21 protein-coding genes are annotated in these 18,360 nt (G+C 67.0%); 13 read left to right on the top strand and 8 right to left on the bottom strand.

The window, feature by feature from the left end:
• The first annotated feature begins 9 nt into the window (after window positions 1-9).
• Together DK26_RS10705 and DK26_RS10700 are read left to right on the top strand one after the other, a co-directional pair.
• Complete coding sequence (locus DK26_RS10705; protein WP_066471639.1) at window positions 10-924, top strand: LysR family transcriptional regulator; 915 nt, start codon at window positions 10-12, stop codon at window positions 922-924.
• A 183-nt stretch (window positions 925-1,107) separates the two neighbouring features.
• Window positions 1,108-1,590: a WGR domain-containing protein gene (locus DK26_RS10700; RefSeq protein ID WP_066471637.1), complete on the top strand. Its 483-nt coding sequence runs from the start codon at window positions 1,108-1,110 to the stop codon at window positions 1,588-1,590.
• 132 nt (window positions 1,591-1,722) lie between these two features.
• Here DK26_RS10700 and ettA read toward each other — a convergent pair whose 3' ends face one another.
• Window positions 1,723-3,375, bottom strand: coding sequence for an energy-dependent translational throttle protein EttA (gene ettA, locus DK26_RS10695; RefSeq protein WP_066471635.1), 1,653 nt, complete (start codon window positions 3,373-3,375; stop codon window positions 1,723-1,725).
• Between the two features lie 155 nt (window positions 3,376-3,530).
• On the opposite strand from ettA, the gene DK26_RS10690 reads away from it, so the two are divergent.
• Entirely contained in the window at window positions 3,531-4,100 is a 570-nt protein-coding gene (locus tag DK26_RS10690; RefSeq protein WP_066471634.1) for a hypothetical protein, read from the top strand.
• Between the two features lie 133 nt (window positions 4,101-4,233).
• Window positions 4,234-5,037 carry an MBL fold metallo-hydrolase gene (locus DK26_RS10685; protein ID WP_248309928.1) on the top strand — a complete coding sequence of 268 codons (804 nt, stop codon included), beginning with the start codon at window positions 4,234-4,236 and terminating at the stop codon, window positions 5,035-5,037.
• Here the strand turns inward: DK26_RS10685 and DK26_RS10680 are convergent.
• Both DK26_RS10680 and DK26_RS10675 read right to left on the bottom strand, forming a co-directional pair.
• Window positions 5,015-6,127, bottom strand: a complete 1,113-nt coding sequence (locus tag DK26_RS10680; protein WP_066471623.1) for an acyltransferase family protein — start codon at window positions 6,125-6,127, stop codon at window positions 5,015-5,017. The genes DK26_RS10685 and DK26_RS10680 overlap by 23 nt on opposite strands.
• Before the next feature lie 151 nt (window positions 6,128-6,278).
• Window positions 6,279-7,019, bottom strand: coding sequence for an SDR family oxidoreductase (locus DK26_RS10675; RefSeq protein ID WP_066471622.1), 741 nt, complete (start codon window positions 7,017-7,019; stop codon window positions 6,279-6,281).
• A 101-nt stretch (window positions 7,020-7,120) separates the two neighbouring features.
• Here DK26_RS10675 and DK26_RS10670 point away from each other — a divergent pair, with 101 nt between their 5' ends.
• Window positions 7,121-7,732, top strand: a complete 612-nt coding sequence (locus DK26_RS10670) for a TetR/AcrR family transcriptional regulator (RefSeq protein WP_066471619.1) — start codon at window positions 7,121-7,123, stop codon at window positions 7,730-7,732.
• 111 nt (window positions 7,733-7,843) lie between these two features.
• On the top strand, window positions 7,844-8,164 hold the full coding sequence (locus DK26_RS10665; RefSeq protein ID WP_157089614.1) for a hypothetical protein: 321 nt from the start codon (window positions 7,844-7,846) through the stop codon (window positions 8,162-8,164).
• Between the two features lie 76 nt (window positions 8,165-8,240).
• Here DK26_RS10665 and DK26_RS10660 read toward each other — a convergent pair whose 3' ends face one another.
• From DK26_RS10660 to DK26_RS10650, 3 genes are all read right to left on the bottom strand, one after another.
• Window positions 8,241-8,486, bottom strand: coding sequence for a hypothetical protein (locus tag DK26_RS10660; protein ID WP_066471613.1), 246 nt, complete (start codon window positions 8,484-8,486; stop codon window positions 8,241-8,243).
• 13 nt (window positions 8,487-8,499) lie between these two features.
• The gene (locus DK26_RS10655; RefSeq protein WP_066471611.1) at window positions 8,500-8,724 is read right to left on the bottom strand and encodes a helix-turn-helix domain-containing protein; all 225 of its coding nucleotides are present in this window, start codon (window positions 8,722-8,724) and stop codon (window positions 8,500-8,502) included.
• A gap of 188 nt (window positions 8,725-8,912) precedes the next feature.
• A complete protein-coding gene (locus tag DK26_RS10650) occupies window positions 8,913-9,770 on the bottom strand; it encodes an AraC family transcriptional regulator (protein WP_066471601.1) in 858 nt (285 codons plus the stop codon).
• Here DK26_RS10650 and DK26_RS10645 point away from each other — a divergent pair.
• The gene (locus tag DK26_RS10645; RefSeq protein WP_066472602.1) at window positions 9,769-10,179 is read left to right on the top strand and encodes a DUF2000 family protein; all 411 of its coding nucleotides are present in this window, start codon (window positions 9,769-9,771) and stop codon (window positions 10,177-10,179) included. The genes DK26_RS10650 and DK26_RS10645 overlap by 2 nt on opposite strands.
• A 205-nt stretch (window positions 10,180-10,384) precedes the next feature.
• Here DK26_RS10645 and DK26_RS10640 read toward each other — a convergent pair whose 3' ends face one another.
• Window positions 10,385-11,395: an aldo/keto reductase gene (locus DK26_RS10640; RefSeq protein WP_066471599.1), complete on the bottom strand. Its 1,011-nt coding sequence runs from the start codon at window positions 11,393-11,395 to the stop codon at window positions 10,385-10,387.
• Between the two features lie 116 nt (window positions 11,396-11,511).
• Between DK26_RS10640 and DK26_RS10635 the strand changes: the two genes are divergently transcribed.
• From DK26_RS10635 to DK26_RS10610, 6 genes are all read left to right on the top strand, one after another.
• Window positions 11,512-13,080 (top strand): flagellar hook-length control protein FliK, encoded by a 1,569-nt coding sequence (locus DK26_RS10635; RefSeq protein WP_066471597.1) that lies wholly within the window; start codon window positions 11,512-11,514, stop codon window positions 13,078-13,080.
• A complete protein-coding gene (locus DK26_RS10630; protein ID WP_066471595.1) occupies window positions 13,077-13,349 on the top strand; it encodes an EscU/YscU/HrcU family type III secretion system export apparatus switch protein in 273 nt (90 codons plus the stop codon). Before DK26_RS10635 ends, DK26_RS10630 begins: the two co-directional genes overlap by 4 nt.
• Window positions 13,346-14,491 carry a GNAT family N-acetyltransferase gene (locus DK26_RS10625; protein WP_066471593.1) on the top strand — a complete coding sequence of 382 codons (1,146 nt, stop codon included), beginning with the start codon at window positions 13,346-13,348 and terminating at the stop codon, window positions 14,489-14,491. The genes DK26_RS10630 and DK26_RS10625 overlap by 4 nt, the downstream gene beginning before the upstream one ends.
• Window positions 14,492-14,552: 61 nt before the next feature.
• Window positions 14,553-15,560, top strand: a complete 1,008-nt coding sequence (locus tag DK26_RS10620) for an NAD-dependent epimerase (protein ID WP_066471591.1) — start codon at window positions 14,553-14,555, stop codon at window positions 15,558-15,560.
• Between the two features lie 9 nt (window positions 15,561-15,569).
• Window positions 15,570-16,115, top strand: coding sequence for a molybdopterin adenylyltransferase (gene mog, locus DK26_RS10615; RefSeq protein ID WP_066471588.1), 546 nt, complete (start codon window positions 15,570-15,572; stop codon window positions 16,113-16,115).
• A 102-nt stretch (window positions 16,116-16,217) separates the two neighbouring features.
• The gene (locus tag DK26_RS10610) at window positions 16,218-17,636 is read left to right on the top strand and encodes a mannose-1-phosphate guanylyltransferase/mannose-6-phosphate isomerase (protein WP_066471585.1); all 1,419 of its coding nucleotides are present in this window, start codon (window positions 16,218-16,220) and stop codon (window positions 17,634-17,636) included.
• A 36-nt stretch (window positions 17,637-17,672) separates the two neighbouring features.
• On the opposite strand, the gene DK26_RS10605 is transcribed toward DK26_RS10610, so the two are convergent.
• Window positions 17,673-18,233 carry a glutathione peroxidase gene (locus tag DK26_RS10605; RefSeq protein ID WP_066471583.1) on the bottom strand — a complete coding sequence of 187 codons (561 nt, stop codon included), beginning with the start codon at window positions 18,231-18,233 and terminating at the stop codon, window positions 17,673-17,675.
• Window positions 18,234-18,360 lie beyond the last annotated feature (127 nt).

Here is an 18,360-nt window from a genome sequence, read left to right as displayed (position 1 = left end):
ATCGTTCAGATGAATTTAGCTGCCGTCGACCTCAACCTTCTCGTCGCCTTCGAAGCGCTGATGGAGGAGCGTAACGTCACCCGCGCCGGCCAGCGCATCGGCCTCGCGCAGCCCTCGATGAGCAGCGCGCTGACCCGCCTGCGCGCCCTGTTCGACGATGAGCTCTTCATTCGCACCGCCGCGGGCATGCAGCCGACTGCCAGGGCGCTGGCACTGGCCCAGCCGATCGGCGAGGCGCTCGCCCAGATCAGGACGACGCTCGCGCCGGATGCAGCCTTCGATCCCGCGACCGCGCGGCGCCGCGTGACCATCGCCGTCACGGATTACGGCGACCTCGTCGTCGTGCCGGCGCTCGTCGCCCTGCTCCGGCAGGAGGCGCCGGGCATAGATCTGGTGGTTCGGCCGATCGCCGATCCCGCTTCGAGCCTCGCCGCCCTCGAACGCGGCGATGTCGACGCGCTGATCGGCGGCCATCTGCCGGGCTCGGCGCGCATCGTGCGGCAGAGATTGTTCGACGAGGATTTCATCTGCATTCGCGACAAGGCGCGCGCCGCGACAGGGGGCCCGCTCACGGCCGATGATTATGTCGGACTGCCGCATGCACTGTTCTCTGCCGCCGGCGGCGACGGATCGCCCGGCGTGGTCGACAGCCTCCTCGCCATGGAAGGCCGCAAGCGCCGGGTCGCGGTCACGCTCGCCCATGTCGTCGCCGTGCCCTTCGCCGTCGCCGGCACCGATCTCGTCGCGACCATGGCGCGACGCGTCGCCGGGCGCTTCGCCGAAATCGCCGGCGTCGCGCTCATGCCCCTGCCCTATGACGCACCACCCTTCGCCATCGACCTGCTGTATAGCCGCCGTGCCACGGCCGACCCGGCCCTGGCCTGGTTCATGGCGACCATCGAGCGGGTCGGGCGCGCGCTTTGAGAAGCCGGAGGCCTGGCGGGACCGTCAGCTGACGACCTCTTGCGGAGCCTGCTCACTATAGCGAAACTACTGGCTCTGGAGCCACGCGTACGTCTGCGCTTTGTTTCATGCGGCCACCCGCACGATCGGTCGCTTGCTGCCTGATGTTCTGATCTCGACCCTTGGGGAGATATCCGATCCGACATGATCAAGCTTTATCGCTCCTCCGGTCCAACAATCCACTACTGGGAAACCTGGGCGGAAGACGACAGGCGTCACATTGTGCATTGGGGAGAACTGGGAACGCGCGGAACGTCGAAGATTGTCAAATCGACATTTCTGCGCAAGGCGCGACACATCGTTCAAAAGGAAATCGATGAGCGCCTGCAACAAGGATATCAGCCGATTCCGGACGAAAACCATGCCATCCTCATGATCGAATATGCCGTGGCGGGTTTCGGAACGTCAGCCGACCTGGACAAGCGCCACCGGCTGGAACAACGGATGAATGAAACCTTGGGCTGGACCGGCTTGGGGACGTGCGACGGCGGTAGCATTGGCAGCGGGTCGATGGAGGTCTGCAACTCCGTTGTCGATTTCGACCTTGCAAAGCGCATGATAGAAAGAGACTTGGCCGACACAGAGTTTAGCGACTTCGTCCGGATCTATGATGAAAGGGCGGGCTAGGGGTTATGCGAGCGGCTGCTTTCGACCCGACAGAGACAATCGCGACATCAGGCAGCTTAATGCCCATCGCCCAATAGAAAAACCCGCGCCCCGTTTCCGGAGCGCGGGCCTTCTGAAGTCTAAGTCAGCGCCTCAGCGCGTGAACTTCTTGTACTGGATGCGCTTCGGGATCGTGGAATCGATGCCGAGGCGGCGCTTCTTGTCTTCCTCGTAGTCGGCGAAGTTGCCTTCGAACCACTCGACATGGCTGTCGCCCTCGAAGGCGAGGATGTGGGTTGCGATGCGGTCGAGGAACCAGCGATCGTGGCTGATGATCACGGCGCAGCCGGCGTAATCCTCCAGCGCCTCTTCGAGCGCCCGCAGCGTGTCGACGTCGAGATCGTTGGTCGGCTCGTCGAGCAGGAGGACGTTGGCGCCGGACTTCAGCATCTTGGCGAGGTGGACGCGATTACGCTCACCGCCCGAGAGCGAGCCGACCTTCTTCTGCTGGTCGCCGCCCTTGAAGTTGAAGGCCGAGCAATAGGCCCGCGAATTGATCTCTTTCTTGCCGAGATAGATGATGTCGTTGCCGCCCGAGATCTCCTCCCAGACGTTCTTCTTGTCGTCGAGCGAGTCGCGGCTCTGGTCGACATAGCCGAGCTGGACGCTCTCGCCGATCTTGATCGTGCCGGCATCGGGCTTCTCGACGCCGGTGATCATCTTGAACAGCGTGGTCTTGCCGGCGCCGTTGGGGCCGATCACGCCAACGATGCCGCCCGGCGGCAGCTTGAAGGTGAGCCCGTCGATCAGGAGCTTGTCCTGGAAGCCCTTCGACAGGTCCTCGAAATCGACGACGTTGTTGCCGAGCCGTTCGGCGATCGGGATGATGATCTGGGCTGTGTCCGGCCCCTTCTGCGAGGCCTTCTGCACCAGCTCGTCATAGCGCTGGATACGGGCCTTGCTCTTGGCCTGGCGGGCCTTCGGCGAGGCAGAGACCCACTCCTGCTCGCGCGCCAGCGTCTTCTGGCGGGCGACGTCCTCGCGGCCTTCCTGCTCGAGGCGCTTCTGCTTCTGCACCGACCAGGCCGAGTAGTTGCCCTCATAGGGGATGCCCTGGCCGCGATCGAGCTCGAGAATCCAGCTCGTGACGTTGTCGAGGAAGTAGCGATCGTGGGTGACGATCAGGATCGCGCCCGGATAGGTCCGCAGATGGCCTTCGAGCCAAGCGGTGGTCTCGGCGTCGAGATGGTTGGTCGGCTCGTCGAGCAGCAGGAGTTCCGGCTGCTCAAGCAGGAGCTTGCAGAGCGCGACGCGGCGGCGCTCGCCGCCCGAGAGCTTGTCGACCGCCCAGTCGTCAGGCGGGCAGCGCAGCGCGTCCATCGCCTGGTCGACCTTGGAATCGAGATCCCACAGGCCCTTGGCCTCGATCTCGTCCTGGAGATTGGTCATCTCGTCCGCGGTCTCGTCCGAATAGTTCATGGCGAGCTCGTTGTAGCGGTCGAGGATCGCCTTCTGCGGGGCAACGCCGAGCATGACGTTGTCGCGGACGTTCAGGCTCTCGTCGAGCTTCGGCTCCTGCGGCAGGTAGCCGACGCGGGCGCCGTCCGCGACCCAGGCCTCGCCGGTCCATTCCTTGTCGAAGCCGGCCATGATCTTCAGCAGGGTCGATTTACCGGCGCCGTTGACGCCGAGCACGCCGATCTTGGCGTCCGGATAGAAGGACAGGTGGATGTTGTTCAGGACCTGCTTGCCGCCCGGATAGGTCTTGGACAGGCCGCGCATATGGTAGATGAACTGACGAGACATAGAGGTGCGAACTCCGCTCCGGGCGTGATGGCCTGAGGCTTTCGGGAAATCTGCCGCGTATGTAGCGACAGGGGCAGCGGGCCGCAACCGGCGCGCGATGCCTCGCTGACCATCCGGAGCGCAACGCGCGCTTTCGCCGGACCGCGCCGCCGCCTATGAACGCAGCGAGGGCGGAGGGACTGGCGGTGGCGGCGACGAACAACACGGGCGCGATCGAACTGCGCCTGACCGACGGCGCACAGCTCTTCAACAACCTCGACCCGTTCCCCTTCCGCGAGCGCGATCTCTCAGCCGAGGCCGAGCAGTACATCGTCGAATGGGCCGAGGAGTTGCCGAAGAAGCAGCCGATCGAGATCGTGGTGCATCTGCAATCGCCCGGCTCGATGCAAGATCCCGCCGCCTACATTCCCGCCGCGATCACTGGCTGGTTCCGGACCAAGGAGCGCGAGCAGGCCCGCGCCATCCGCCAGCTCTTCCATGACGGGCGACTCGCCTTCCTGATCGGGCTCGCCGGGCTCGCGCTCTGCATGGCGCTGATCTGGCTGCTGACCCAGGCCTTCGAAGGGCCGTTCATGCGGGTCGTCCAGGAGAGCCTCGTGATCGTGGGCTGGGTGGTGATCTGGCGGCCCGCCGAGATGTTCCTTTACGACTGGGTGCCGCTGCTGCGGCGCAAGACCCTGTACCGCCGCCTCGCCGATGCCACGGTGACGGTCCGCACCGGCTGAAGCCAACGAGGTACCTGCAAGTCACGAAACCAGCAGGTCACGAAACCGCCAGAGCGCGCAGCCGGACTTTTCACGGCCCGGCTTTTGCCTGAAGCTTTGTCCGCTGGGCAGAGACGGAGCGCTTGCAATGGGCTTGTCGGACACTCTCTTGCGACATGGCCTCGCCATGCTGGCGACAGCGTTCCTGCTCGCACCGCCCGCCCGCTCCGAGACCGGCGAGCCCGGCTGCCGTCCGGAGATGGCGCGCAGCCGTCTGCCGATTAGCCTCGCCAATCTCGGCAAGGACGAGGTCCGCCTCACCTTCGTCGGCCACGCCACCTTCCTGATCGAGACGCCTGGCGGCGTGAAGGTCGCGACCGACTATAACGACTATGTCCGCCCGCCCGTGACGCCCGACATCGCCACGATGAACAAGGCGCATTCGACCCATTATTCGCGCGCGCCCGACCCGGCGATCAAGCGCGTCCTCCCCGGCTGGGACCAGAGCGGCGCCGGCGCGGCGAAGCATGACGTCACCTTCGGCGATCTGCGCGTGCGCAACGTCCCGACCAATATCCGCACCTATTCCGGCGGCACCGATTTCGACGGCAACTCGATGTTCGTCTTCGAGATCGGCGATCTCTGCATCGCCCATCTCGGCCATCTGCATCATCCGCTGGAGCCCGGCCATTTGCGCGCGCTCGGCCGGGTCGACATCGTGCTCTTTCCGGTCGACGGCAGCTATACGCTCGACCAGGAAGGCATGATGGAGGTGCTGAAATCGCTGCAGGCGCGGGCGATGATCCCGATGCACTTCTTCGGCGGCGGCACGCTCAACCGCTTCCTCGCCCGCTCGCAGGACTTCTGGCCGGTCGAGCGACGCGAGCAGTCGCAGATCTTGATGTCGAAGGCTTCGCTGCCGGCGAAACCGACGATCATCGTCCTCCAGGGCTATTAAGTTCCGAAGCGGCGCGATCCAGCGTTTCGGGAGCAGATTTGCGGGCCGCAGGTTCGGCGCGGCGCTTATCCGCTGAGGCTGGCCCAAGCCAGCGCGGCCGCTCGAACAGGAAGCCGAGCATCGTTCCCCGAACCAGCCGATTAAGCGCCAACGGCAGCGCAATACAGAGCGCAGCGAGCAGCAGCGAGGCCGTGCCGAGATCGAATTCAGCCTCCGTCTTGATCAACAGGATCCGTGTCGCCGCCATCGGGACGAAGAAGGCGAGGTAGATCGGCAGGGAGTTGCGGCCGCAATAGGCGATCCAGCCAAGACGCTCGGCGAACAGGGCCGAAAACGCGATGACGCCGAGCGCGCCGACATGGCCTAGCACCAAATCGGCCCCAAATGTCTCATGCAGGACCTGATAGCCGAACAGGCCGGTCAGCAAGGCGCTCGCCACCGCCCAGCCGAGCCAGAGCCTCAATGCGACAGCACGATGCTCGCGAACCCAGTCGGCGAAGCGGAAGAGTGCCGGGGCGAACAACGCTCCGCTCAGGAAGAAGACGAAATAGGCCGCGAACTTATCGACGAGCAGCCAGCCGGTCGTCACCGGCACGGTCGCGATCGCCGCCGCGGCCAGCCAGGACGCCACGGGATAGCCCCGCAACGCCTTGCTCATCACGAAGAACACCGCCAGCAGATAGATGAACCAGAGCAGGCCAAAAGGCTGGACGAGGCCCAACGCATAGGCGCTGAACAGTGTCGCAACATCGCCATCGCCCCAGCTCTGGAACTTGAGCAGGCAGTGGATCGTCAGCCAGAGCAGGTAGAAATAGACGAGCGGCGCGATCTTCCGGTCGAGGAATTCAGGCCAGCTCTTCCCGATCAGCCGCGGCGCGAACAGTCCCGAGAGCAGGAAGAAACCCGGCATCCGAAACTGCTTCGCCCATTCGATGAACGGATCGATCCAGCTCTCGCGCTCCTGCGCGACCTCGAAACCGACGACGACATGCATCAGCACCACGAGGATGATGCAGAAGCCCTTGGCGGTATCGACCCAGTCCAGGCGGGACGCGACGCGGTTCGGCGCCGCTCCGGTGAAGTCGGACATTTCAGGCAAGGCTCCGCTCAGCCTCGCCATTCTGCCATGCCGGCTTTAGCGCCCGGTTAGGTCGATCACCGAAACCACGGATATCCCGGCAACGAATCGTCAACGAATTGGCGGGGGCGAGCACAGCCCGCCCCCGCCCGCTCGCAGCAGGCTAGCTGTTCACCCCGCCATCGATGGTCAGCCCGGCCCCGGTGATGAAACGTCCCTCTTCGCTCGCCAGATAGGCGATGAGCCCGGCGATATCCTCCGGCTTGCCGAAATGCGGGATCGCCATGCGGGCGAGCTGGGCATCGGCATGCTCGCCGACGGCCGGGTTCATGTCGGTGTCGGTCGCGCCGGGATGGACGACGTTGACGGTGATGCCGCGCGGCCCGAGATCGCGCGCCAGGCCCTTGGTGAAGCCGATCAGCGCCGCCTTGCTCATCGCATAGAGCGCGATGCCGGGGTCGGTCACGCGCTCGGCAAGGCAGGAGCCGGTGGTGATGATGCGCCCGCCCTCGCGCAGATGAGCGGTTGCGGCCTGCGAAGCGACGATCACGGCCCGGACATTGACCGCAAGGATCGCGTCGATCTCCTGCAGGCTCCAGGCGCCGACCTCGCCATAGTGCCAGATGCCGGCATTGTTGACGAGGATGTCGAGCCCGCCGAGCTCCCGCGCCGCGTTGTCGACCGCAGCCGTAAGCGCCGCCGCATCGGCACTGTCGGCCTGGAGCGCGATCGCCTTGCAGCCGAGCGCGCGAATCTGCCCGACGACCGCCTCGGCCTTGTCGCGGGAACGCTCATAGGTGATCGCGACATCCGCGCCCTCCTGCGCCAGCCGTAGCGCCGTCGCTGCCCCGATGCCACGGCTGCCGCCGGTCACCAGCGCCTTCTTTCCAGTCATCCTAGTCATCGCGTCACCTATTTTGTACCGAATGATACACAATAGGTGATGCGCTTGCAGCTCAGCGTCAAGAAGATTATTTATCGATCGATATAGAAAGGAACCCAGCCTTGGCTGAACGCGGCCGGCCACGCAGCTTCGACCGGGACAACGCCCTGCATCGGGCCATGATGCTGTTTTGGGAGAAGGGCTTCCAGGGCACCTCGATGAGCGAGTTGACCACCGCGATCGGCATCAATGCGCCGAGCCTCTACGCCGCCTTCGGCAGCAAGGACGCGCTCTATCGTGAGGCGATGGCGCTCTACGAACAAGGCGACGGCATTGAGCTCGGCCGCCAGATCGCCGAAGCCCCGAGCGCGAAGGCGGCGGTCGAAGCCTATCTGATGCGCTCCGCGGCGCTCTTCACCCGCCCCGGCAAACCGGCCGGCTGTATGGTCGTGCTTTCGGTGATCCACGGCGCCGGTACGAGCTCGCAGACCGGCGCGGCGCTGCGCGATGCAAGGGCGGAGGCCCAGACGATCATCGAAGCGCGGCTGCGCCAGGCGGTCGAAGCGGGCGAATTGCCGGCGACATGCGATCCGGCGGGCATCGCCTCGTTCTACATCACGGTGCAGCAGGGCATGTCCATCCGAGCCCGCGATGGCGCGACGCTGCCCGAACTTGAAGCGATCGCGCAATCGGCGATGGCGGCCTGGGATGGCCTGACGCAGGCCAGGAGCTGAACCTGCCGGGTTCTGCCGATGCGTTTAACGGCTTGCTCAGACTGAATCGAGGGTTTGCTGGGCAAATCCGTCGAACTTCGGCACCCTCGCCGGCAGTCGATGGAGCCTTCGATGATCCGCGCCCTTGCTGTCGCCACCCTTGCCATCATGCTCGTTCCGGCCAGCGCCGAAGCGGCCAAGTTCAGGTTCGGCGGCAGCCGTTCCAGCGACAGCCAGGCGAGCTCGTCGAACCGCGACGGCTCGCTCATCGTCACGCCGGGCCTTCGCAGCCGGCAGACCAGCCAGCCGCTGTCCGCCCAGTCGCCGCGCGGCGCAAGCCCGATCAGGGCCGCCGTGCCCGAGCCGACACCGCTGCGGCTGACTGCTGCCGAGGAGCCGCGGGTCTGGTGCCGCTCACAGGTGGTGGTCGGCGGCTTCTGCGTCCTGAACTGACGCCGCACGCGCCTTTGAGGCAGTCGGCAGACGGCCAGCCTTATGTCCAGACCGGGCGCCTGCCAGCGCGCGCCTGCTATGGTGGCGCGCCGGAGGGCGAGCCCTGAAGCGACTGCTCGATGGCGGCTCTGGCCGCGATAAAGGCCTCCTGCCCCTTCGGGCTGATGCCTTGTTGGTGTTCGAGCAACAGCAAGGCCGACTCGTAGACCTCGCGAACATCCCTTGCTTCGAGCGTGCCCTTCTGCAGCAGGCATCGCAGCAGTGCCGCCAGCGTCGCCGATGACACCAGATTGCTCGCGGCGACGGCCTCGTTCTGGTTCATCACGCGACCTCGTTCAGTGTGCGGCCTGTCCCGAATCCGGCACCGCGTAGCCCTGCGCCGCATAGGCGCCGATCTTGGTTCGCAGCGTTCTTATGGCGATGCCCGGCATGCTCGCGGCATGGGTCCGGTTACCGCCCGTATCGCGCAGGGTCGCCAGGATCAGGGCTCGTTCGACGTCAGCGACAGGCAGGCCGACGAGATGCTCGACGACGGCCAACCCGGAAACGGGATTGCGCATGGTCGCGGTCCTTTCGAGCCCCCCAAAGACCCCGATGGACGCCATAAGGGGACGCCGAGAGCATTAAGGAGCGGTTAAGACCGGTTCGTCCGCACCGGTCGCGCGCCGAGCCGCCACCGTCTCTGCCGCGGCACAAAAGCAGCAGCCTTTTGCCTTCCCACCTCGGACCGGGAGCCGGTTTCGTTTTCTCAGCTGGCCTGCATCGCCCGCCAGCGCCCCGGCGAAAGGCCGTAGGCCTGCCGAAAACGCCGCGTCATATGGGCCTGGTCGGCAAAGCCGCTCGCCGCGGCGGCATCGGCCAAGCCTACGCCCTGCCGGATCAGCGCCCTCGCCCGCTCCAGCCTGCGCATCACTAGATAGTGATGCGGGCTGGTGCCGTAGCGACGGCGGAAATGCCGGGCGAGCGCATAGCGGTCGAGCCCGGTCACCGCTTCAAGCCTCCGCGAGTCGACCGCCTCGTCGACGTTGTCCGCCAGGAAATCGCGCGCCAGCCCGCAAGCCCGTTCGGCCAGCGTTTCCGGCCGGGTGGGCGCGCAGGACGGATCGAGCGCCAGCAGGGCCTCGGCCAGCTCCCCGACGGCCTGGTCACGCTCCAGCGGCTCGAGCGCATGGTCGAGATCGCCGAGCAGGCCGATAAGCGCCCGCAGCAAACGGCCATCGCGACAGACAGCATCGCCGATGAAGGGCGTGGCTCCGGCGCGGCCTGCGAGCGCCTGCATGATCATCCCCGGCTCGACATAGGTCATGCGGTAACGAAAGCCGCCGGCCATGCCGGCGCGCCCGTCATGGACCTCGTCGGGATGCAGGACGATCAGATCGCCCGGTGTCGAGTCGCATCTTGCGCCGCGATAATCGAAGCTCTGCACGCCGCTCAGCGTATAGCCGATCGCATAGGTGTCGTGCCGGTGCGGATCATAGGCGTGACCACAGAAGAAGGCTTCGATCCGTTCGGGACCGGCCTCGTCCGGCGCCGTGCGAATCCAGTCGCCCCGAACGCACGAACGTTCAAGACCGGCCGGCCGCCCGTTCCCTATCGTGCCCGTCATGCGCTTCGACACCAAGATTGCCGTCATCGTCCACGAGGAGCTCGCCACCTGGCAGAAGCTCAACGTCGCCTGCTTCCTCTCGGGCGGGCTCGTCGCCGCCGCCCCCGAACTCGGTGGGGAACCCTACCGCGACGGCTCGGCCAAGGTCTATGGCCCGCTGATCCGCCAGCCTGTGCTGGTCTTCGCCGCCGCCTCCGCCGATCTATCCCGCGTGCTGTGCCGTGCCGGCGAGACGGGCCTGCGCCCCTCGCTCTACACCCGCGAACTCTTCGCCACCGGCCACGACGAGGCCAACCGCGCCGCGGTCGAGGCGGTCGCGACAGACGCGCTCGACCTCGTCGGCCTAGCCCTCCATGGCGAGCGCAAGGCGGTCGACAAAGCGATCAAGGGGCTGAAGCTGCATCCTTAGCGCAGCGGCAAATTCCGAGGTCGCGCGACCTTTCCGCGTCATGGTCGGGCTTGTCCCGACCATCCACGTATTCCTTTGACGCGTGCGGTGTTCAAGAGGTGGATGCTCGCCACAAGGGCGAGCATGACGGATCGGTCGGCTCAACCCTCATCCCGCCCTTCGAGCCACCTTCTCCCGCGGAGCGGAAGGGAAAAGGGGAGCGCCCTCACCCCGTCCGCGCCACCCGGCCTTCCAGCGGATAGGCCGGGTCGGAATAGCCCGGGGTCGAGGGGTGGCCGGCCGGCACCAGCGCGTCGATCAACGCTTCGTCCTCGGCGCTGAACGAAGCATCGAGGGCCGAGAGATAGCCCTGCCATTGCTCCATGGTGCGCGGCCCGGCGACTGCAGCCGTCAGCAGCTTGTTGTTGAGCACCCAGAGCACCGCGAACTGCACCGGCGTCATGCCGCGCGCCGCGGCGTGGTCGCGGATCTGCCGGGCAATCACCAGCGATTCCTCGCGCCATTCGGTCTGCATCAGGCGCCGGTCCGCGCGCCCTGCGCGAGTGCCCTCCGGCGGCGCCTGTCCGGGTTCGTATTTGGCGGTGAGAATGCCGCGCGCCAGGGGCGAATAGCTGGCGACGCCGAGCCCGTAATAGCCGCAGGCCGGCAGGTGCTCGACCTCCGGCATGCGGTTCATCGCATTGTAATAGGGCTGGCTGACCACCGGCCGGTCGATGCCGAACTCGTCGCAGAGCCGGCAGATCTCGGCGACGCGCCAGGCGCGGAAGTTCGAGACGCCGAAATGACGGATCTTGCCCTGCCGCACGAGATCGCCGACCGCCCGAACCGTCTCGGAAAGCGGCGTGTCATGGTCCTCCTTGTGGAGATAGTAGATGTCGATGAAATCGCTGCCGAGGCGCTTCAGGCTGGCATCGCAGGCCTGGAGCAGCCACTTGCGCGAAAGACCGCGCTGGTTCGGCCCGGGCCCCATCGGGTTGGCCGCTTTCGTCGCCAGCACCCAGTCATGGCGATTGCCGGCGATGACGCGCCCGACGATCTCCTCCGATCGCCCGTCAGAATAGGCGTCGGCCGTGTCGATGAAGTTGATCCCGGCCGCAGCGGCATGGTCGATGATGGCGCGCGACTCCGCTTCCGGCGTCGCCCCTCCGAACATCATCGTGCCCAGGCACAGCGGCGAGACCTTGAGGCCGGAGCGGCCGAGCTGACGATAGTTCATGTCGATCTCCACGGGGAACGGGAAACCTGCCCGATACGCCCCGCCCGCACCAGCGCGACCGGCGCAGGGCGACCTTGCGCAAGGAAATCCTCAACCTTTCGTGACAGGCTCCGCCCATGCCCGTTCAGCCGACCATTCAGGCGAACCTCGCCACGCTCGCGCAGAGCCAGAACTTCGCGACCTTGCTCGCGGCGCTGAACAGCGCGGGCCTGAAGGCGGGCAGCACGGTCGAGGCCAGGCTGCTGTCGCTCGATGGCGAGGGCAACGCGACCGCGCTCGTCAACGGCGTAAAGATCGCGCTGCTGCTGGCAGGGCCGGAAGCCCGGCAGACCGCCTTGCAACCGGGCGCCAGCCTGCTACTCAGATTCGACGAGCCGGCCAAGCCCGGCGCCCCGATGCAGGCCGTACTGGTCGGCACACGCCCAGCTCCATCCGGCGAACCTGCTTTGACCGCAGGCCAGACAGCAACCCCGGCCCAGACGGCACCGACGACGCCACGCCCCGGAGCTCCGGCCCTGCCTTCGACGACGACCGTGAGCGTCCCTCTTCCCGCGGCCAGCGCCGCCGCTGCATCGATCTCGACGCCTGTTGCCACTACCGCGGCACTGTCCGTTGCCTCGCCGCTTCCGGCGGAGCGGGCGAATGCCACGATCTCCGCACCGAGTACCCAGCCCTCGCCCGCTCCAGCCTCGCCACGCGCGATCGCCGGGCCGCTGCTCGGGCCGGCGATCGCCCGGCAAGACAGCCTCGCCCCGCTCTTCGCCAATCTCGGCGCGCTCGCACAGGGTTCCGTAGCGCTCGTCCTGCCGAAGCCGCTGCTCGCGCTGGTCGACCAGATCCTCGCCCAGCGCCTGCCGGCCGAGGGCAAGCCGCTCACCGCCGAGACGCTGCGCAAGGCAGTCGCGCGCTCCGGCCTCTTCCTCGAAGCCCGCCAGGCCAATGGCGAAGCGCGGTCGCCCCAAGCGGATCTCAAGGCCGGGCTCCAGGCACTGCGCGACCTGCTGCGCCCCGCGATCCAGCCGCTGCCGGCCAGCAACCCGAGAGCCACCGAGGACGAAACGGCGCCGGCGCGCTCCGCGGCATCACCCGGCCCGAACGCCTCGACTACGCCCGCCGTAGATTCCCGCCCTGCCATGCCGCGCCCAGGGCTGCTGACGCCGCAGCCGGTGCAGGAACCCAGCCTGACGCCAGCATCGCGTCCCCCCGCCATCGCCCAGACGCTGTTCGAACAGGCCGAGGCGGGACTCGACCGGATCACACTGGCGCAATACGCCTCGCTGCCGCCCGAGGCAGCTCGCAGCGAAACGCAGGCTCCGGCACGCTGGCTCGCCGAAATCCCGCTCGCCCTCCATAACGGCACCGCGATGCTGCCTCTCGAGATCGAGCGCGACCCGCCACAACAAGGTACCGCCACACCCGAGGCACCGATCTGGCGGGTCCGCTTCGGGCTCGATGCCGAGCCGCTTGGCGCGCTCCAGGGGCTGGTGACCTTGCAGGGCCGCGCCATCTCGGTCTCGTTCTGGGCCGAACGCGAGGAGACCAGCCGGCTGCTGCGCCGGGCCGGGCCTGGCCTCGAAGCGTCGCTGATCCAGGCCCGCTTCGAGAGCGCCGCCCTCGAAATCCACACGGGCCAGCCGCGCCCGGCCAAGGCCGCTTCCGGCCAGTTCCTGGATCGTCGCTCATGACCGATCCGCTTTCCCGGCAGGTAGCGGTCGCGCTCGAATATGACGGGCATGGCGCGCCACGCGTCACCGCCAAGGGCCGCGGCGAGATCGCGCAGAAGATCGTCGAGACGGCGCGCGAGCACGATGTCGCAGTCGAGCAGAATGTGCTGCTGGCCGAGGCCCTTTCCGCCGTCGAGCTCGAAGACACCGTTCCCGAAGAGCTCTACCGCGCCACCGCTCAGGTGATCGCCTTCGTGCTGTCCCTGCGGCGCGACCTAAGGCGGACATGAGCAAAGGGATCGGCGTCCGCCGCGTTTCGGCGGCGAGCTATGGCGAGATGGCGGGCGCCTTCGCCGAACTCTGCCTGCGCGCCGAAGCGCCGAACCTGCACATGGCTCCCGCTGCCATCGCCGCAGCCCTGGCGGGCCCTGTGAAGCAAGCAGAGGACATCGTCATCCTCAGCGCCGAAGCACCCGATGCCCGCCTGCTCGGCGTCTGGGCCTTCCGCAAGCTGCGCAGCGCCCATACCGGCTTCACGACCATGCTGCAGGCACCTTTGATGCCTCTCTACGAGGTCTCTTCCGCTCCGGTGCTGGATAGCGAGCGTGCCGGACCGGCGCTGCTCGCCCTGCTGCGCTTCCTCGCCGGCGCCCCCGACCTGCCGAAGCTGCTGCGGCTGCCGCTGCTTCCCATGGCGGGCGAGAGCTTCGCCGCCCTGCAGAAGGCTTGCGCCGAAACCGGTAGCGCCCTGCATCATTTCGAATGCTGGGAGCGTCCCATGGCGGCCCCGCAACCGGGCGACACGTCCGAGACCTATCTGCGCCGCGCCCTCGGCCAGGGCTACAAGAAGCGGCTGCAGCAGCACCGCCAATTGGAGAAGGCCGGCGCGCTCGTCTATGGCCGCCATCGCGGCGCCGAAGCCGTCACCGCGCTGGAAGACTTCCTTGCGCTCGAAGCCGCCGGCTGGAAGGGCACGAACGGCACGGCATTGGCGAAGCTTCCCGTCGACGCCGCCTATTTCCGGGACGTCATCGACCGCTTCGCGCAAGCCGATATGGCGCGGATCGATCTGCTTCGGCTGGACGGCGCCCCGATCGCCGCCGGCGTCCTGCTCGATTTCGCCGGCCAGGCGCATTTCCTCAAGATCGCCTATGACGAGTCCCTCGCCCGGCTCTCGCCCGGCCGTGGCCTCGCCATCGAGATGCTGCGCGCTGATCTCACCGCCGGCCGGCCCTTCCGCCTCGACAGCGGTGCCGGCGACCGGGTCGATGCCTCCGCCTATCCCTGGGGCGAACGACAGGCCACGGCGCATGTCATCATCGCGATCGGCTCGGCCGGTTCGCACCTGCCCCGGCTCGCCGCCCGCGGGCGGATGCTCTTGCGACAATGGCGCGACCGCAAGCTCGGCTCAACCGACGGCACGGCGCGTTGACCGTGGCCGCGCGCTGACCGATAGACGTCGTCGAGGCGTTCGACAGCAGCTTGGGAAGGCGATGCGCGTTCTGGTGACGGGAGCAGCCGGGTTCATCGGCAACGAGACGGCCAGGGTCCTGCTCGAACGCGGCGACGAGGTCGTCGGCATCGACAATCTCAACGACTATTACGACCCCGCCCTGAAGCAGGCGCGTCTGGACCGCCTCGCCGGCCACAACCGCTTCAGCTTCGAGAAGCTAGATCTCGCCGACCGCGAGGCGATGCAGGCGCTATTCGCCGAAGGGCGTTTCGAGCGCGTCGTCCATCTCGGCGCCCAGGCGGGGGTGCGCTACTCGATCACCCATCCGCAGGCCTATCTCGACAGCAATCTGACCGGCTTCGGCCATATCCTCGAAGGCTGCCGCCAGAACGGCGTCGAGCATCTGGTCTACGCCTCGTCGAGCTCGGTCTACGGCGCCAATACCCGCACGCCCTTCCGCGTCGAGGACAATGCCGACCATCCCGTCAGCCTCTATGCCGCAACCAAGAAGGCCAACGAAGGCATGGCCCATGCCTACGCCCATCTCTACGGGCTGCCGACCACGGGCCTGCGCTTCTTCACGGTCTACGGTCCCTGGGGCCGGCCCGACATGGCACCGATGATCTTCATCCGGAAGATCCTGGCCGGCGAGCCGATCGAGGTCTTCAACGAAGGCCGACACGAGCGCGACTTCACCTATGTCGGCGATATCGTCGAGGGCGTCGTCCGCACGCTCGACACCATCGCCACCGCCGATCCCGCCTGGTCCGGCGACGAGCCCAGCCCCGCGACCTCCTCGGCACCGTGGCGGCTCTACAATATCGGCAACTCCGCCCCGGTGCCGCTGATGGAGTTCATCGCGACCATCGAGCAGGCCGTCGGCCGGAAGGCGGTCATGGAGATGAAGCCACGCCAGCCGGGCGACGTGCTGCGCACCGCCGCCGACGTCTCGGCGCTCGAGGCCGCCGTCGATTTTCGCCCGCATACGCCGCTGGCCGAAGGGATCGGGCGGATGGTGCGCTGGTACCGCGATTTCTACCGGGTTTGAGGACAGGCCATGACGTCACCTGCGAAGATCGGCATCGTCACCGTTTCGGACCGCGCCTCGGCCGGCGTCTACGCCGATGAAGGCGGCCCGGCGATCCTCGACTATCTCGGCAAGGCGCTGGCGAGCCCCTGGCAGGCGGTCTCGCGCGTCATCCCCGACGATCGCGTCGGTATCGCCCGCACGCTGACCGAACTCGCCGATGTCGAGGGCTGCTGCCTGATCGTCACCACCGGCGGCACCGGCCCGGCCCCGCGCGATGTCACGCCGGAAGCGACCGAGGACGTGATCGACAAGCTGATGCCCGGCTTCGGCGAGCTGATGCGCCAGGTCAGCCTCGCCAAGGTGCCGACCGCGATCCTCTCGCGCCAACTCGCCGGCATCCGCGGCAAATCGCTGATCGTCAACCTGCCCGGCCGCCCGCGCGCCATCGCCGAATGCCTCGACGCGGTCATGCCGGCGATCCCGTACTGCATAGACCTGATCGAGGGACCCTATCTCGAGACCGATCCGGCGGTGATCGTCGCCTTCCGCCCGGGACAGAAACCGAAAGGCTGAGCGCTCCCGGGCAAGGCGCTCAGCGGCGCCGTTTATTGGATGGTAGCTTCGTTGCCGTAAGGAGGGGGCCGAAAACGCCTCGCTCGCTGCCGGAAACGCAAGATGCCCTCGCCCAAGATCACCCCGCTCGTCATGGCCGGCGGATCCGGAACCCGGCTCTGGCCATTGTCGCGCGATACCATGCCCAAGCAGTTCATCCCGCTGCTGGCGGGTGGGCTTTCGACCTTCCAGGCGACGCTGCAGCGGCTGGCCGATCCGGCTTTCGACACGCCGATCGTCATCACCAACAACGATTTCCGCTTCATCGCCGCCGAACAGATGCTCGCCTGCGGGATCGAGGGCGAGATCGTGCTTGAGCCCGAGCGCCGCGATTCAGCCGCCGCCATCGCCGTCGGCGCGGTCATGGCCAGCCGTCGCGGTCCCGATGCAGTCTGCGTCGCGCTCGCCTCCGACCACGTCGTCGTCGATGCCGAGGCCTTTCGCCACGACTGCAAGCTCGCCGCGGGGATCGCCGCCGCCGGCCTGATCATGACGCTGGGCATTCCGCCGACGCACCCCTCGACCGCCTATGGCTATCTCGCGCCGGGCGAGAAGCTCGCCGAGCCCGGGGCCAGCCGTCTTGCGCGCTTCGTCGAGAAGCCCAAGCTCGAACTGGCGGCGCAGTACCTCTCCGAGGGTTATCTCTGGAACAGCGGCAATTTCCTCTTCGCCGCGAGGACGATGCTGGGCGAGCTTTCCCGCCACGCCCCGGCGGTGCTCGAAGCCGCCGAGGCGGCCGTCGACAAGGCGAAGCGCGACCTCGACTTCCTGCGGCTCGATCCGGAAAGCTTCGCCCGCGCCACCAAGATCTCGATCGATTACGCGGTGATGGAGCGCACCGAATCGGCTGGCATGCTGGCCGCCTCCTTCGACTGGTCCGATATCGGCGCCTGGGACTCGATTCACGAGATCAAGCCCAAGGATGGCGACGGCAACGTGCTCGAAGGCCCTGCGGTGGTGATCGACACCCGCCGCTCCCTGGTGCGCAGCGACGAGATGCTGACCACGGTTGTCGGGCTCGACGACGTCGTCGTGGTCTCGACCCGCGACGCCGTACTGGTGGCCTCGATGGCGGCGGCCGGCAAGGTCAAGACCCTGGTCGAGCAGATGAAGGCGAGCGGCAGGCCCGAAGCCAGCGAGCATCTGCGCATCTACCGGCCCTGGGGCTGGTACCAGCGCATCGACATCGGCAATCGCTTCCAGGTCAAGCGCATCCACGTCAATGAGGCCGGCCAGCTCAGCCTGCAGAAGCACTTCCACCGTGCCGAGCACTGGGTCGTGGTTTCCGGCACCGCCGAGGTCACCGTCGACGAGCGTACCGTCATCGTCCACGAGAACGAGTCGGTCTATCTGCCGATCGGCTGCACTCATCGGCTGAAGAACCCGGGCAAGATCCCGCTCGAACTGATCGAGGTCCAGGTCGGTTCCTATACCGGCGAGGACGACATCGTCAGGATCGAGGACATCTACGCCCGCAACTGAGCGCTGCGCCGGCCGCTTCTCCCGGCATCGCTCCGCTCAGCGCCGCTTCTCCAGCGCCTGCCCGATCGCCTGAACCAGCTCGGGCGAGACCGGGTCGGTGCGCGAGCTGAAGCTGCCGGCGAGGTTGCCGTCGCGGCCGATCAGGTACTTGTGGAAGTTCCAGCTCGGCGTCTCGGCCGGGCGCTGGCTCGCCGCCCAACGGTAGAACGGATGGGCCGCCTCGCCGCGCACCGCGACCTTCTCGGTAATCAGGTAGTTAGCCCCATGGCTCTGGCGCACCGCCTCGGCGATCGCAGCTCCGGCGAGCGGCTCCTGCCCGCCGAAATCGTTGCTCGGCACGGCGATCAGCATCAGCCCGCGCGTGCGGTAGCGCTGCCAGAGCTGCTCCAGCCCGGCGAACTGCCCAGCCAGTCCGCAGCGGGTGGCGGTGTTCACGATCAGGATCGGCTTGCCGCGATAGGCTTCGAGCGGGACCCTGCCGCCTTCGGCCCTGTCGAAGCTGAAGGCATAGGCGTTGCTGACGCCCTGCGCCGCGTTCGCCTCGGCGATTAACGGGCAGGCTAGCAACGCGAGGACCTGACGGCGGTGGAGACGCATGGGCTGGCTCCGGCGAGATCGGAACACATCGTAGAGCAAAATGAGAAAAGGTGGGAGCCGGTTTTTTACACCGTTCCAACCTCGGTCTGTGCGCAAACGACGAAGCCCCGACTTGCGACCGGGGCTT

Origin of the sequence: Allobosea sp. WAO (assembly GCF_001509835.1) — a bacterium.
Classification (GTDB): Bacteria; Pseudomonadota; Alphaproteobacteria; order Rhizobiales; family Beijerinckiaceae; genus Allobosea.
This window is presented reverse-complemented; position numbering and strand designations above follow the sequence as displayed.